Origin of the sequence: Mesoflavibacter sp. CH_XMU1404-2 (assembly GCF_037029465.1) — a bacterium.
GTDB lineage: Bacteria > Bacteroidota > Bacteroidia > Flavobacteriales > Flavobacteriaceae > Mesoflavibacter.
Genome location: NZ_JAYMEM010000009.1, coordinates 156675 through 172830, shown reverse-complemented (window position 1 = coordinate 172830; position 16156 = coordinate 156675). Strand labels below are relative to the sequence as shown.

Annotated in this window: 18 protein-coding genes; 14 read left to right on the top strand and 4 right to left on the bottom strand. The window is 31.1% G+C overall.

Annotation, left to right across the window (positions count from 1 at the left end; genetic code table 11):
* Positions 1-359: 359 nt before the first annotated feature.
* From WA327_RS06750 to WA327_RS06710, 9 genes are all read left to right on the top strand, one after another.
* The gene (locus WA327_RS06750) at positions 360-2144 is read left to right on the top strand and encodes a tetratricopeptide repeat protein (RefSeq protein ID WP_336067928.1); all 1785 of its coding nucleotides are present in this window, start codon (positions 360-362) and stop codon (positions 2142-2144) included.
* Positions 2145-2154: 10 nt separating this feature from the next.
* Positions 2155-2478 carry a DUF4286 family protein gene (locus WA327_RS06745; protein ID WP_336067926.1) on the top strand — a complete coding sequence of 108 codons (324 nt, stop codon included), beginning with the start codon at positions 2155-2157 and terminating at the stop codon, positions 2476-2478.
* 47 nt (positions 2479-2525) lie between these two features.
* A complete protein-coding gene (gene rsmA, locus WA327_RS06740; protein ID WP_336067923.1) occupies positions 2526-3323 on the top strand; it encodes a 16S rRNA (adenine(1518)-N(6)/adenine(1519)-N(6))-dimethyltransferase RsmA in 798 nt (265 codons plus the stop codon).
* A gap of 9 nt (positions 3324-3332) precedes the next feature.
* Complete coding sequence (mgtE, locus tag WA327_RS06735; RefSeq protein WP_336067921.1) at positions 3333-4703, top strand: magnesium transporter; 1371 nt, start codon at positions 3333-3335, stop codon at positions 4701-4703.
* A 5-nt stretch (positions 4704-4708) separates the two neighbouring features.
* A complete protein-coding gene (locus WA327_RS06730) occupies positions 4709-5644 on the top strand; it encodes a 2-hydroxyacid dehydrogenase (RefSeq protein WP_336067919.1) in 936 nt (311 codons plus the stop codon).
* Between the two features lie 24 nt (positions 5645-5668).
* Entirely contained in the window at positions 5669-6127 is a 459-nt protein-coding gene (locus WA327_RS06725) for a DUF1801 domain-containing protein (protein WP_106677298.1), read from the top strand.
* A gap of 1 nt (position 6128) precedes the next feature.
* A complete protein-coding gene (locus tag WA327_RS06720) occupies positions 6129-6518 on the top strand; it encodes a VOC family protein (RefSeq protein WP_336067917.1) in 390 nt (129 codons plus the stop codon).
* A gap of 20 nt (positions 6519-6538) precedes the next feature.
* Entirely contained in the window at positions 6539-7036 is a 498-nt protein-coding gene (locus tag WA327_RS06715) for a hypothetical protein (RefSeq protein ID WP_106677296.1), read from the top strand.
* 89 nt (positions 7037-7125) lie between these two features.
* Entirely contained in the window at positions 7126-7452 is a 327-nt protein-coding gene (locus WA327_RS06710) for a metalloregulator ArsR/SmtB family transcription factor (RefSeq protein WP_336067915.1), read from the top strand.
* Here the strand turns inward: WA327_RS06710 and WA327_RS06705 are convergent, their stop codons facing one another.
* The 3 genes from WA327_RS06705 to WA327_RS06695 are packed head-to-tail and all read right to left on the bottom strand — an operon-like array spanning position 7453 to position 11046.
* Complete coding sequence (locus tag WA327_RS06705; protein ID WP_336067913.1) at positions 7453-9276, bottom strand: lysophospholipid acyltransferase family protein; 1824 nt, start codon at positions 9274-9276, stop codon at positions 7453-7455.
* 39 nt (positions 9277-9315) lie between these two features.
* Positions 9316-10566, bottom strand: coding sequence for an aspartate kinase (locus tag WA327_RS06700; RefSeq protein ID WP_336067912.1), 1251 nt, complete (start codon positions 10564-10566; stop codon positions 9316-9318).
* On the bottom strand, positions 10567-11046 hold the full coding sequence (locus WA327_RS06695; RefSeq protein WP_336067911.1) for a GNAT family N-acetyltransferase: 480 nt from the start codon (positions 11044-11046) through the stop codon (positions 10567-10569).
* A gap of 115 nt (positions 11047-11161) precedes the next feature.
* On the opposite strand from WA327_RS06695, the gene fbp reads away from it, so the two are divergent.
* Genes fbp through WA327_RS06670 form a run of 5 tightly spaced genes read left to right on the top strand, consistent with a single transcriptional unit; the run spans position 11162 to position 15429 of the window.
* Positions 11162-12166, top strand: a complete 1005-nt coding sequence (gene fbp / locus WA327_RS06690) for a class 1 fructose-bisphosphatase (protein ID WP_336067909.1) — start codon at positions 11162-11164, stop codon at positions 12164-12166.
* A 53-nt stretch (positions 12167-12219) separates the two neighbouring features.
* On the top strand, positions 12220-12576 hold the full coding sequence (locus WA327_RS06685) for a fructose 1,6-bisphosphatase (protein WP_336067906.1): 357 nt from the start codon (positions 12220-12222) through the stop codon (positions 12574-12576).
* 14 nt (positions 12577-12590) lie between these two features.
* Positions 12591-13409, top strand: coding sequence for a cell envelope biogenesis protein OmpA (locus WA327_RS06680; protein WP_336067904.1), 819 nt, complete (start codon positions 12591-12593; stop codon positions 13407-13409).
* On the top strand, positions 13396-13887 hold the full coding sequence (locus WA327_RS06675; protein WP_336067902.1) for a Rab family GTPase: 492 nt from the start codon (positions 13396-13398) through the stop codon (positions 13885-13887). Before WA327_RS06680 ends, WA327_RS06675 begins: the two co-directional genes overlap by 14 nt.
* A 15-nt stretch (positions 13888-13902) precedes the next feature.
* Complete coding sequence (locus WA327_RS06670) at positions 13903-15429, top strand: ATP-binding protein (RefSeq protein ID WP_336067900.1); 1527 nt, start codon at positions 13903-13905, stop codon at positions 15427-15429.
* Positions 15430-15484: 55 nt separating this feature from the next.
* On the opposite strand, the gene WA327_RS06665 is transcribed toward WA327_RS06670, so the two are convergent.
* The gene (locus WA327_RS06665) at positions 15485-15916 is read right to left on the bottom strand and encodes a TerB family tellurite resistance protein (RefSeq protein ID WP_336067898.1); all 432 of its coding nucleotides are present in this window, start codon (positions 15914-15916) and stop codon (positions 15485-15487) included.
* Positions 15917-16156 lie beyond the last annotated feature (240 nt).

The following is a 16156-nucleotide window of genomic DNA, read 5'->3' as shown; positions in this document are numbered from 1 at the left end:
TTGAGTTGTTAGTTTTGCTAAGTTTTAAAAAAACCTTTTATTTGATTGTTTTCTTAATTAAAATCTACCTTATTATGAAGACTATAGCTAGAATTTTACTATGTATTCTCTTTATTATAATAATGACTAAAATTTTTAATACAGATTTTAGTATCTCTTCAGAGTCTAAACATGGGATTGTTTTAGCCAAAAACTAAAAATTTATTACATAGATATACCCCAATCTTAGTAATTGAATCTTATAGTGAATATATGATTAATAGCACTTTTATTAGATTGGCAAATGCCTGATTAATTTCGGGCATTTTTTTTGCATTATATTTACATAATGTCCCTATCGGATTTGTTATATTTACCCTATGTTTTTAAAGCGCGTTTTAACAATATTAATCTTCTTTTTTTGCTTGTGTTCTTACGCTCAAGACGAAATTGTTGCAAGTGAATATTTTAAAAATGGCGAATTTGAAAAAGCATTATCCAGTTACAAAAGACTTTTTAAAGACAAGCCATACAACACAAATTACTTACTTAAAATTGTTGAAATTGAGCAAGAATTAGAGCTTTACAAAGATGCAGAACAAAGACTTATTGAAGCTTTAGAAAAAAGAAGCTCTCCAAGTATACTTGTAGAACTAGGCTACAACTATCAATTACAAAACGATACAATTAACGCTAATAAAAACTATCAAAAAGCAATAGCAACACTAGAGCAAAGACCTACAAACGCTTACAGCATAGGTCGTGTATTTCAAAATCATTCTTTGTTAGAAGAAGCAATTCAAGCATACACAAAAGCTATGCAATTACAACCTAGCTTAAACTTTAATTTGCAATTAGCACGTATCTATGGAGAGCAATCTAACATAGAAAAAATGTTTGATAGCTATTTAAATTTTATCTCTGCAAACCCAACGTATCTAGACACAATAAAGCGATATATAAGCGAATTTATCACAGAAGATAGTGACAACGAAGGCAATATTATCTTAAGAAAAACCTTGCTAAAAAAAATACAGCAAAATCCAGATTTAATGTGGAACGAAATGCTGAGCTGGTTATTTATCCAACAAAAAGATTACAACAAAGCATTTGCACAAGAAAAAGCCATTTACAAAAGACAACTTGAAAGTTTAGATCGTGTTATCGAACTTGGATTTATCGCTCAAAATAACAAGGATTACGACATGGCAATTTCTATTTTTGAATATGTTGTAGAAACGTCCCAAGACATTTCAACGCAATTAGAAGCACAACTAAAAACTATAGAATTAAAAACCGAAATAGCCTTACCAAAAGACTATAATGACATTGAAAAATCATATACGTTGCTTTTTGAGCAATACGGTAAAACACCTCAAACTTTAAAAGTTCAAAAGTCCTATGCTCATTTTTTAGCCTTTTACTTAGAGCAGCCTGAAGAAGCTATTTCAATATTAAAAAACACGTTAAAGTATAATATTCCTGAGATTTATTTAGCCGAAGTCAAACTTGAACTTGGTGATATTCTAGTATTTCAAGAGAAGTTTAATCAAGCTTTAATTTATTACACTCAAATTCAACGTAACTTAAAAAACAGTCCAATTTCTCAAGAAGCTAGATTTAGAGTTGCAAAAGCTAGTTATTATAAAGGCGATTTTAAATGGGCAGAATCTCAGCTAAAAATTTTAAAAGCATCTACATCACAACTAACCGCTAATGACGCGTTGGATTTAAAGTTGTTAATCAGTGATAATCGTGCCGAGGACAGTACACAAACTGCTTTAAAAAAATACGCTAAGGCAGATTTGTTAGCATTTCAAAATAAAAATAAACCAGCAATAGCTATTTTAAACGATATTTTAAAAGCGCATAAAACCGAGGTTATTGTTCCGCAAGCTTTATTAAAACAAGCTGAATTATTTGAAAAAGAACACGATTACGACAGCGCCAAAGCTAATTATCTACGTATAATTAAAGACTTCAAAGACAGCATTTTATTAGACAATGCACTTTATAATTTAGCCGAATTATTAAACAACACTTATAACCAACCCGAAGAAGCAAAACCCTATTACGAAACGATTCTTTTTGATCATCCAGATAGTATTTTTTATGTAGAGGCGCGTAAAAAGTTTAGAAAACTTCGTGGTGATGATATTAACTAAAAAAAACAAAATGATTATATATAACGTAACCGTAAACATAGACGACTCTGTGCATAACGAGTGGCTAACTTGGATAAAAGAGCATATACCGCAAGTATTAGCCACAGGAAAATTTACAGAAGCAAAACTAACTAAAGTTTTAGTAGAAGAAGAAATGGGCGGACAAACCTACTCTATTCAATATCGTGCACATTCGCGTGAAGCTTTAGAAGATTACTACGCTAATCATGCAGAACAACTAAGACAAGATGGATTACAAAAGTTTGCAGATAAAATACTTGCTTTTAGAACAGAACTTGAAGTTGTAGATGAATATTCTGTAGATTTTAAGTAATTCAGCAAAAATTCATTATAATATAAAACCCTTTCAAAAAACTAACCATGTCTAAAAACCATAGAAATAAAACCGAAGTCAAAGCCAAAAAGTTTTTAGGTCAACATTTTTTGGAAGACGAAAGTATTGCACAAAAAATAGCAGATGCCTTAACCTTAAACGGTTACGATCAAGTCTTAGAAATTGGTCCAGGAATGGGCGTATTGACCAAATATTTACTAGAAAAACCAATAACAACTTATGTTATTGAAATAGATACAGAAAGCGTTGATTATTTAAAAAACAACTATCTACATTTAGCGCCACGTATTTTAGAAAAAGACTTTTTAAAATACGATTTAAAAGAGACTTTTGGCGACCAACCTTTTGCTATATCTGGTAATTTCCCTTATAATATTTCTACACAAATTGTGTTTAAAACTTTAGAAATGCGCGACCAAATTCCAGAATTTTCCGGAATGTTTCAAAAGGAAGTTGCCAAGCGTATATGCTCTAAAGAAGGCTCTAAAGTATACGGCATTCTTTCTGTCTTAACCCAAGCATTTTATGATGCAGAGTATTTATTTACTGTGCCACCAAACGTTTTTAATCCGCCACCAAAAGTAGATTCTGGTGTGTTGCGCTTAATAAGAAAAGACAATTATAGTTTACCTTGTGATGAAGTTTTATTTTTCAAGGTTGTAAAACAAGCCTTTCAGCAACGTCGCAAAACCATCCGTAACAGTTTAAAAACCTTCAATTTGTCTGATAATTTAAAAGCAAATAGTATCTTTGACCAGCGTCCAGAACAACTAAGCGTTGATCAATTTATAACGCTTACCCAATTAATAGAACACGACAAATAATATCTGCGTTTGGAAGAAAAAGAAAACATACAATTTCAGTTAACAGATCAGCTTATTGAACAAGTAAAAGTTCTTATCGAACAAAAAAATGATAAAGAATTAAAAAAACTACTTGACGAATACCATTATGCTGATATTGCTGAAATACTAGATGAAGTCAATCTAGAAGAAGCCATGTATGTGATTAAGCTTTTAGATTCTGAAACAACTGCAGATATCTTAATGGAGCTTGATGAAGACAATCGAGAGAAAGTCTTAAGAAATCTTTCTGCTAAAGAAATTGCAGAAGAAATTGAAGAGCTAGATACCGATGACGCTGCAGATATTATTGCCGAATTACCAGAAGAAAGACAGCACGAAGTCATCTCTAAAATTGAAGATTTAGAGCACAAAGCCGAAATTAAAGAACTTTTAAAGTACGACGAAGATACTGCTGGTGGATTAATGGCAAAAGAACTTGTAAAAGTTTACGAAACTTGGACTGTAGCCGGTTGTTTACGTCGTATACGTGGTCAAGCAAAAGATGTTACTCGTGTACATTCAATTTACGTTGTAGATAAACAAGAAAAACTAGTAGGTAGACTTTCTTTAAAAGATTTAATTACCGCTAAAAGCGACCAAAAAATTGCAGAACTTTGTAACACAAATGTAGACTATGTTTTTGTAGATGAAGAAGCAGAAGAAGTGGCAAGAATAATGCAAAAATATGACTTAGAAGCTATACCAGTTATAGATCAAGATCGTACTTTACTAGGTCGTATTACCATTGATGATATTGTAGATGTTATTCGTGAAGAAGCCGATAAAGATTATCAAATGGCAGCAGGTATCTCTCAAGATGTAGAGGCAGATGATAGTATATTTAAATTAACACGTGCACGTTTACCTTGGCTGCTAATTGGTGTTGTCGGTGGTATTGGTGCAGCAAGTATTATTGATAGTTTTAGTGGTAATTTAGGACCATATATTATCCTTCTTAGTTTTGTTCCATTAATTCAAGGTACTGCTGGTAATGTTGGCGTACAATCTAGTGCAATTATTGTACAAGGTCTTGCTAATGGTAGCATTGGCAACAATGTATTTAAAAGACTTTTAAAAGAATTACTTTTAGGTTTAGTTAATGGTATAGCAATCGGCTTATTAGCATTTATTATCACTCATTTTATATTTGGTGCGCCATATAATGTATCTTTTACCATTGGTATTGCCTTAATCACTGTAATTATTATGGCAGCATTAATAGGTACATTTATCCCTATTTTTTTAGATAAAAAAGGAATAGATCCAGCAGTAGCAACAGGACCTTTTATAACAACAAGCAATGATATTTTTGGTGTGTTTTTATACTTTTTAGTCGCCAAAATAATTTTAGGATTTTAACTAAAATGAAAATTTTACACTTAGACACCAATCATCCCTTATTACTTAATCAACTTAATGATTTAGGTTTTATTAATGATGAAGATTACACCTCATCAAAAGAAGAAATCAAACTAAAAATTAAAGATTATGATGGCTTTATCATAAGAAGTAGGTTTAGTATTGACAAAACATTTTTAGACGCAGCAACCAATCTAAAATTTATAGGTCGCGTTGGTGCTGGTTTAGAAAATATAGATTGTGATTATGCCGAGAGTAAAGGTATTACACTAATTTCTGCTCCAGAAGGCAACCGAAATGCTGTTGGAGAACACAGTTTAGCTATGCTTTTATCCTTGTTTAATAAATTAAATAAAGCAGATAACGAAATACGTAACGGTAAATGGCTACGCGAAGATAATAGAGGTATCGAGCTTGATGGAAAAACCGTTGGACTTATCGGTTATGGTAACATGGGTAAAGCGTTTGCAAAAAAACTTCGTGGCTTTGATGTCAAAGTTTTATGTTATGATATAAAAGACAACGTAGAGGATGAAAATGCTACACAAGTGTCTTTACAAAAACTTCAAGAAGAAGCAGATGTTTTAAGTCTTCACACACCAGAAACGCCTTTAACTATTGGTATGGTCAACCAAGACTTTATTAATAATTTTAAAAAACCATTTTGGTTAATAAATACCGCAAGAGGTAAAAGCGTCGTAACTTCAGATTTGGTTAATGCTTTAAAATCTGGCAAAATTTTAGGTGCTGGATTAGATGTCTTAGAATATGAAAAAGCATCTTTTGAAAGTTTATTTTCTTCAACTTTACCAGAAGCATTTCAATATTTAATAGAAGCACAAAATGTAATTCTTTCTCCACATGTAGCAGGTTGGACTTTAGAAAGTAAAGAAAAACTAGCACAAACAATCGTAAATAAAATAAAAGCAAAATTTTGCTAACTTAGTGTTTCAATAAAACACTAAATGACATACGACGCAAAAACACCCGAAGATTACATAAAACAAGTCCCTGAAGATAGACAAGACGCTTTAAAAAAACTTCGTAAAACAATAAACGACAATTTACCTAATGGGTTTAAAGAGTGTATAAACTACAACATGATTGGTTATGTTGTACCTCACGAGATTTATCCAGATGGGTACCATTGTGATCCAAAATTACCATTACCTTTTATGAGTTTTGCTTCTCAAAAAAACTCAATTAACTTTTACCATAGCGGTATTTATGCAAAACCAGAATTACATAACTGGTTTGTCAATGAATATCCAAAGCATAATAAACGTAAACTAGATATGGGAAAAAGCTGTGTTAGGTTTAAAAAAATAGACGAAATTCCTTATGATTTAATTGCAGAACTAGTACAAAAAATGACAGTTGAAGAATGGATTTCAATCTATGAATCCGCATTAAAGAAAAAATAAAATGAAAAAAAAAGTTACAGGAATTGGAGGTTTATTCTTTAAAACCAAAGACCCAAAAGCGACAAAAGATTGGTATCAAAAACATTTAGGATTTAATACCGACGATTACGGTTGTACTTTTTGGTGGAAAGATGAAGCAGGTAATAAATGCTCTACACAATGGAGTGCTTTTGATCAAGATACCAAATATTACGAACCCTCAAAAAAAGACTTTATGTTTAATTATAGAGTCGAAAACCTAGAAGAACTACTAAAGGTTTTAAAAGAAGAAGGCGTAACAATTATTGGTGAAATGGAAACCTATAGTTATGGAAAATTTGGTTGGATTATGGATAATGATGGTAATAAAATAGAATTATGGGAACCAATTGATAGTGCTTTTGAAAAATAACCAATTAAAATACAAAACCAATGAGCGAAGACAACAAAAACCTAGAAGATAAAGCTGAAGAGCTAAATAATACTACCAAAAACACAGAACAAGCTAAAGAAAAAATAGACCAGTTTACAGAAAAAGCTGAAAATAAGTTTGAAGATATAAAAGCAGACGCAAAAGACACTTTTGAAAAAGCAAAAGCAAAAGCAAAAGAATTTGTAGAAGAAGATGCTAAAGAACTTTATGATGAGGCTAAAGAAAAAGCGTCTAAAATAGCTGATGAAGCTGAAGAAAAACTAGACGAACTTAAAGACGATGCTAAAGCAGCTTATGAGAAAGCTAAAGCAAAAACAACCGAGTTTATTAATGAAGATGCAAAAGAGTTTGTAGACGAAACTAAAGAAAAGGTATCTAAATTTGCAGATGAGGCAGAAGAAAAATTAGATGAGCTAGCAGAAGATGCTAAAGAAGTTATTGAAGAAACTACTAAAAAAACTAAAAGCTTCTTTCAAAGGTTGTTTGGTAAAAAGTAAAAATCATGAAGTCTAGACTAATGTTTAGACTTTTATTTTATTTAATAAAATTGTAATATTGCAATATCACGTTTATAAATAATTAAACTATGGGGTTTACAAAAAAACATATTTTTACAGATCAAATTAACACTATTGCTAACTATACAAAAGTTATTGGTCATCCTGCACGTGTTGCCATCATACAACACATTAGCGAAAACAAAAATTGTAACTGTAACGATTTGGTAAAAGCTATTGGTTTAGCACAACCAACCATATCTCAACATCTTGCTGAAATACGTAAAACTGGATTGTTAGATCAAAAAGTAAAAGGTAAAAACTTATACTACACAATCAATAAGGATCAGTTAAATGAGTGTAGACGCGTTGTAAATGACTTTTTTGTAAAAACGCAAGTGAGTTGTTCTAAGTAACTACTCACTTTCATTTTGCTCAGATAGTTTACGCTCTAATTCTGCTTGAAATTCTTCCATTACTGGTCTAACAGTACTTTCTGGTAAGTCTGCTATTTCAATATACATTAAACCGTCAACCGAGTTATTAAACAAAGGATCTACATTAAAAGCTACTAAACGTGCATTTTGCTTGATGTACTTTTTAAGTAATACTGGTAAGCGTAATGCGCCTGGTTCAATCTCATCAATAATCTTATCAAACTTATTTAAATCTGCTTCGGTAGAATCGAAAACAAAATCTTTATCGGCATCTTTAAGCTTGACCTTAAATTCTTTTTTAGGTCTAACGTATTGTGCTATATAAGGATCGTAGTAATGCGACTTCATAAACTCAATCATTAACGATTTTGAGAAGTTAGAAAACTGATTACTTATACTTACGCCTCCAATTAAATACTTGTGTTCTGGATAGCGTAATGTAGTGTGTACAATACCTTTCCAAAGCAAAAATAAAGGCATTGGTTTTTGTTGGTATTCTTTAATGATAAAAGCACGACCCATCTCTATAGATTGGCTCATCATTTTATACAATTCTGGCTCAAATCTAAATAAATCCTGAAGGTAAAAACCATCTATACCATAGGTTGCAAAAATCTTAGATCCTAATCCCATACGGTATGCTCCTGCTATAACATTAGCTTCGTTATCCCATAAAAACATATGGTGGTAATAGGTGTCAAACGCATCTAAATCTATAGCTTCATTGGTACCTTCTCCTACTTCTCTAAAAGTAATTTCGCGCAAGCGACCTATTTCTCTTAACAAATTAGGCATCTTATCTGCAGATGCTAAAAAGACCTCGTAGTTTTTACTAGTTAGTAATTTTAAATCGGCATCACGCAAAGCATTCACCTCAGCAATCATAGCATCTTGACTTACAGGAGTTACGATTTTTTTTGGTGGTCTTATACTTTTAGGCGATTTTAACGTAGATGAAATCGTCTCGATAATCTTCTCTTTAGGCTCAAAAGAATTAGAAAGCATGTAAGTTTTTCGTCTTAAAAATTCTGAAAAATCGGCTAAGCTTTCATGTTCATTTTGATCTGCAACAGAAACTGGTCTACCTATTCTAACCTTAATAACACGTCTTTTTTGGGTAAGTAATTCAGAAGGTAATTTTGCGGTTCTAAACGTATCGCTAATCTTAGATAACTTATAAAAAAGGTTACTGTTTTTGGCGTGAAAATAAATTGGCACAACTGGCACATTAGCTTTTTGTACCAACTTCATAGCTGCTTCTTCCCAAGGTTTATCAACCATTAATTTTCCATCCTTATAGGTCGATACTTCTCCTGCTGGAAAAATCCCTAAAGGATGACCTTCTTTCAAATGCATAATAGCATGCTTAAAACCAGAGATACTTGACTTGGCGTCTTTCCTGTCTTCAAAAGGATTAACAGGCATAATATAAGGTTTTAATGGCTCTATACGATGTAGCAAAAAGTTAGCTATAATCTTAAAATCTTTGCGTTGTTCTAACATCAATTTTAATAACAAAATACCGTCAATACCTCCTAATGGATGATTAGAAACAGTAATATAAGCGCCATCTTTTGGTAAACGTTTTAGGTCTTCTTCAGGAATTTCAAATTTTATTTGAAATTCATTTAAAATACTGTCTAAAAACTCTAAGTTTTCGAGGTGTTTATTTCGATTATAAATTTTATTTAGTGTAGATATTTTTAAAACTTTCATTAAAAGCCATCCAACAAAAGTGCCCAAAAACCCATATTTGTCAAGTTTTATAGCTGTAGAAACTTCTTTAGCAGTGACTAATCCCATTTATCTTTTTAGTTAGTGCTTACAAATGTAAGCAAACATTTATTTAGTTACTATTTGTACCGTGTTTTGGTACATTTGTTTTAATAAAACCGATTTTCCTTTTTCTAAATTTTGTATAGCTTGCTCGTTAAAATGTCTAATGGTATATAATGAAACATTATCATGACAAGTAACTTTAAATTTAGCTTTTAGATGAAGTAATAACGGCTCTAAGTTATTATAATTGTTTTCAAAACACACCGAAAAACTTATGGCTGAGTTTTGAATCACATCTACTTTCATTTTGTATTTGGATAACAAGTTAAAAATTTCGCTGATATTTTCTTCTACTACATAAGAAAAATCTAAAGTAGACAACGATATTAGCACTTGATTTTGTTTTAAAATGAAACATGGCACAACGGGATCAATTCCTTTAAACTTTTTAACTACTGTACCGTTATTTTGTGGTTGGATAAAGGACTTTACATGCAACGGAATCTCTTTACGTTGTAGTGGCTGCAAAGTTTTTGGATGTATTACTGATGCACCATAAAAAGCTAACTCAATTGCTTCTGTATAGGAAATAACGTTTAACAATTGTGCGTTTTCAAAATATCTTGGATCTGCGTTTAGTACGCCTGGAACATCTTTCCAGATGGTAACACTTTCTGCATTTAAACAATAGGCAATAATTGCTGCGGTGTAATCACTTCCTTCTCTTCCTAAAGTCGTTGTAAAATTGTTTTTATCGCTTCCTAAAAACCCTTGTGTAATATTTAATTGCTTAGTATTTACATGGGTTAAAATATTAGTTTGCGTTTGATCCCAATTTACATTAGCACGTCTGTAATAATCGTCTGTTTTTATTAATTGCCTTACGTCTATCCAATTGTTTTTGTAACCAACTTCATTTAAATACGCACTTATTATTGTGGTCGAAACCAACTCGCCATAACCTATTACTTGATCGTAAACAAAATTGTAATCAGGCGATTTATTAGTCTTTAAAAATGCTTTTAACTCGTCAAAAAGTACTTTTACAGTATTAAAAACAGGGTGCATTTCGTTTTCAAACAAGTCAAAAATTATTTGATTATGGTATTTTATAACCTCTTGTAAAGCACTTTGTAATTCGGCTTGATTATTAAAATAATTACCAATCACAACTTCCATTGCATTGGTTGTTTTGCCCATTGCAGAAATGACAATTAGGGTATTTTCATATCCTACTTGTTCTAAAACAGACACTAAATTTTTTACACCTAAAGCGTCTTTTACAGATGCGCCTCCAAACTTAAATACTCTCATTTATAAATTGTCTATGTAGTTTTTTATGGCATCACCTTCAAGCTGTGCCAAATACCAATCTTTTAAAATTTTCGCACCTTTTTTCTCATAAAATTTAATGGCATTTGTATTCCAATCTAACACTTCCCAACACACGCGTTGCACACCTTGACTGTAACCATATTTTATCACTTCGTCAAATAATAACGTACCTAAACCTTGTCCTCTATACGCTTGTTTTACTATTAAATCTTCAAGATGAACGGTCTTTCCTTTCCATGTAGAAAACCTAAAATAAATTAAAGCTATTGCTATAATTTCTTCATCTTTTTCGGCAACAAAACAGGTAAATAAAGGATGTTTACCAAAACCGTGTGCTATTAAATCTTCTTCTGTAACAATCACTGCATCAGGTTCTTTTTCAAAAACGGCTAACTCTTTAATTAGCTCTAGCACTTTTGGCATATCTGATTGTTGGGCAAAGCGAATGTTATATTTCATTTTAAAAGTTTTATCAAATATAGTCTAAACAGATTTTAGACCCTAAAATTAATTTTAACGAAAACGTTGTAGTTTATTGAAAATTCTATGATATTTGTAATCAAATATAAGCTTCATGTCTAAAAGAAATCAAACCTTAGGTGAATTTATTATTGAAAACCAATCGTCTTTTAAGTATTCTTCTGGCGAATTATCTAGACTCATAAATTCCATTAGACTTGCAGCTAAAGTTGTAAACCACGAAGTAAACAAAGCAGGTTTAGTAGACATCATTGGCGCTGCTGGCGATACAAATATACAAGGCGAAGACCAGCAAAAACTAGATGTTTACGCTAATGATAAGTTTATACACACGCTTACCAATCGTAATATTGTTTGTGGTATTGCTAGCGAAGAAGAAGACGATTTTATCAGTATAAATAGTCAAGATTCTAACAACCAAAACAAATATGTGGTTTTGATTGACCCTTTAGATGGCTCTTCAAACATAGATGTAAACGTATCTGTAGGTACTATTTTTTCGGTGTTTAGACGTGTTACACCAGTTGGTACTCCTGTAACTATTGAGGATTTTTTACAACAAGGTAATAAACAAGTTGCTGCTGGGTACGTAGTTTACGGTACATCTACAATGTTAGTATATACAACTGGTCACGGTGTAAATGGCTTTACACTAAACCCAGCAATTGGTACTTTTTACTTGTCACATCCAGATATGCAATTTCCTGAAGATGGTAATATCTATTCTGTAAACGAAGGTAATTATATTCACTTTCCGCAAGGTGTAAAAAACTACATTAAATATTGCCAAATGGAAGAAGGTGACAGACCTTACACTTCAAGATATATTGGGTCTTTGGTTTCAGATTTTCATCGAAACATGATAAAAGGTGGTATCTATATGTATCCTAAAAGTTCTAAAAATTCTGATGGTAAATTGCGTTTGCTATACGAGTGTAATCCTATGGCATTTTTGGCAGAACAAGCTAACGGAAAAGCAAGTGATGGCTTTACAAGAATACTAGATATCACACCAACCGAGCTTCATCAACGTGTGCCTTTTTTCTGCGGAAGCAAAAACATGGTAACCAAAGCTGAAGAGTTTATGCAAAACAGTTAATCGATAGTGCAATAACTATTTTTTTGCTATTTTTATCACCTTAAACTTTCAACATGGCAAAAGAAGATAAAAATCAAGAAAATATAGCGCCAAACGCTGTAGATGCAAGCTCAAAAATTGATGCTATTAAGCAGTTGATTTTTGGAGAGAACATGCAAGCTTACGATAGTGAGTTTGAGACCTTAAAACAAGATATACTTAAGAAAAAAGAAGAATTAGAGCAATTAATTGACGAGGTTAAAACCGAATTACTTCAAAACATAGACAACTTAAGTACAGACGTAAACATACGTATTACAGAGCTTGAAGCTTCTCTTGAAGAGAAAACAGATGCTTTAGACGAGAAAAAAGTAGACCGTAAACTTCTGGGTGAACTTTTCACAAAACTTGGTGAAAAGATTAGTCAATAAAATTGACTGTCCAAATGACTCAAGACGATAAATTACAAATACTTAAAGACATCTTGCTTAAAGATGAGCACGAGTATGCTTTGTCTATAGAACAAAAGCTAAAACAGCTTGAAGATATTATTAACAAAGAGCCTAATTTATCAAAACGTGTCAATCCAATTATTGATCACAAACTTGAAGAATTTGTAGAAGAAATACCCGAAACTTTAGGACCTACAATAACCCAAACCTTAAAAAGAGAAATTAAAAACTCTCAAGACGCAGTTGTAGAAGCCTTATACCCTATTATGGGTAAGATGATAAAAAAGTACATTCAAAAAGAAATACAATTATTATCAGAAAGTATAAATAGTAAGGTAAACAACACGTTTTCTTTTGAAAATTTAAAACGAAAATTTAGAGCCAAAAAAAGTGGTGTTTCTGAAGGCAATTTAATCCTACAAGACCATTTTAAACCAACTATTGAGCAGATAATGGTTATAGAGCAAGGCTCTGGTATTGTCGTTTCAGAGTATTCAAAAACACAAAATATAGATCAAGATACTGTTGCTGGTATGTTAACCGCAATAAAAAGTTTTGCAGAAGATGCTTTTCAAGCAGAAACTCAAAACTTAGAGTATGTTGAGTATGAAAATTATCATATTCATTTACAAAATTTTTCTAACTATTACATCGCTGTAGTCGTTTCTGGAGCTTTTACTGCCACATTCAGAACTAAATTAGAAGATAAATTATTAGATTTTGCTCAAAATGTTATTAATAAAACAGATTTAGAAAATAGTAGCATTTTAGCAAGTAAATTAAAAGCGCAGTTTGAACATGAAATTATCTAAAAAAGTTGTTTTAATAGGACACTTTGGTGTTGGCAAATCGTCTTTAATTAGACGCTTTGTAGAAAACACTTTTACTGAAGATTATAAAGTTACCATTGGTGTACACGTCCTAAAAAAGGACATAAAAATATCAGAAAAAGACACAGATATTACCCTTGTTATTTGGGACTTAGAAGGTAATGACGATATTACCAACACAAGACCATCTTACCTTATTGGTACACATGGATTTATTTATGTATTTGACTTAACTAGGCCAACTACTTATGAAAATTTAGAGTTTGACCTAAACTATATTAAAGGTCGCTACCCTAATCTGCCTATAAAAGTTATTGGCAACAAAAAAGACTTAGTTACAAACGAGTTTATTAAGGAAAATAAAGACACCTTTAAACCTTACGTAGACTTGTACACCAGTGCAAAATCTGGTCAAAATGTAGAAGAAATTTTTAATCTATTAGCTAAAAGTCTATTGTAAAATAGCGTTCTCCAGATGTTAAAAGAATACAAGCAAAATTACGCACAGTCCGTAAACCAATACATTATTGTAGATATTGAAGGTCAAATTCAAGAATCTGATGATGTGATTTTTACAAACCTAGTTGGTAAGCACATTTCAACAATTCATCCTTTTTTTGAAAGCCTAAGTTCTGTTTTAAAAGAAAAAAATCAAGATTTAGTCTTTTCTTGCATTCATCTAAAAGATGAAAAAAACAACACAATAATTACAGATATAATTGTAAAAACATTTGATGATAAACAATTACCACTTATTGTTATTTTAGACTTAACAGTACATTACAATAATTACCAAACAACAGCCCAAGTAAGAAATGAGTCCATTATAAACTCACAAATTTTAGAACTTAAAAACGAGTATTTAAAAGAAAAAGAAGCATTTAAAAATGCGTTTATAGCCAATTTTAGTCATGAGTTAAGAGACCCATTATCTGGTATTTTGACATTTTCTGATATTTTAAAGAAAACAGGGTTAAATGATGAGCAACATAATTATTTAAGAGTTTTAGACTCATCAACCTATTACCTAAAACAACTTATAGAAGATATTTTAGATATTTCTAAAATTGAATCTGGTAAAACCGAAATTGTTGTACAGCCTTTTAATTTACCAGAACTATTAAATGAAATTGCTCAAGTTTATAAAGCTAAATCTGAACAAAAAGGATTAAAGTTTATCACAGAATTTAATGATAACTTACCTAAAATAGTTGGTGGAGATAAAGTAAGACTTAGACAAGTATTAAGTAACTTTTTAAGTAATGCTATTAAATTTACAGAAGAAGGAAGTATTACGTTTAAAGCTGTTTTAAACCAGACTAGAGCTAGAAAAGCTAACATTAATTTTGAAGTAAAAGATACTGGTATTGGTATTTCAAAAGAAAATCAAGATGCTATTTTTGAAAGCTTTAAACAATTAAATACATCTCATAAATATAAAGGTTCTGGTTTAGGATTAGCTATAGCCAAGCACTTTGTAGAACTTTCTGGAAGCACAATTTCAGTAAATTCTAAATTAGATAAAGGATCTTCTTTTTCAACTAATCTTAACTTTAGATTAGACCCAAATTATAAACTTAAAAAAGAAAAGTCAGTTTTTAAAAACAATAATTCTGTAGACAAAAAATACAATATCCTCTTAGTAGACGATTCTGAAATCACTCAACTTTCAGTCTTAAAAATCTTAGCCTCAAAAGGAAGTTACTTTTTAGACATTGTTAGCCAAGGACAAGATGTAATACCCAAAGTAACCAACTTTGATTCTCCTGTAGATTTAATTCTTTTAGATATTAAATTACCAGATATTAATGGAGACGAAGTAGCTAAACAAATACGTAAATTACCAGAACGCGAACATAAAAAAACACCAATTATAGCATTAACAGCTAAAGTGTTTAAAGAAGATTTAAAGCGTTATAAAAAAGCAGGTATTAATGATGTATTAAATAAGCCTTTTAATGAAGAAGAGTTAATTACAATCATCCAACAAAACTTAAAATAAACCATAAAAAAAGCGAGCCTGTAAGCTCGCTTTTTTAAATATTGTAATAAAACAATTATCTATTCATAGTTTTAATTTCTTCCATAAAAGTATCAAGATCTACGCCATTTTTAACAAGCTCTAAAGCTTTATCTGCAACATATTTTGCATTGCTAGATTTAAACCCTAAACCAACACAAAGACGCTCTAACATAGCCATTTGATTATCACCTTCAATTTGATCTGCCCAAACCATTCTAGCCAAATCATAAAGACGCTCTAAACGCGTATCATAAGATGTTGGTGGATTTATAGGATGTGTTTTATAGTTCTTTAAAATTACTTCATAATCATGCTCACTAATATCTAAATTACGAGCTAATCTGTCTAAAAACGCTTTTTCAGCATCATTAATCACTCCATCACTCATTGCAACTCTTACAATTGCAGCAAACTGACTCTCGTTGCGTTTTTTAAATCCACTATCGAATAAATCTGAAAATGACATACTTCTTTGTTTAAAATTCCTGCAAATATAATTAAACCTCGCACCTTTTAAAATTAAAAAGTTTCTTTTTTTAACATGTAAACTTAATATTATTAAAACCAATATAATTATTTTATTATCAATATTTTAAGTCATTTTTTAGAGTTTATTTTCATTAGCATTGTTAATATCAGATTAAATTAATTAATCAGAAAGCTTTTAAAAAATCTAAGCCTTATATTTGCAAAAAATTCTATTAAA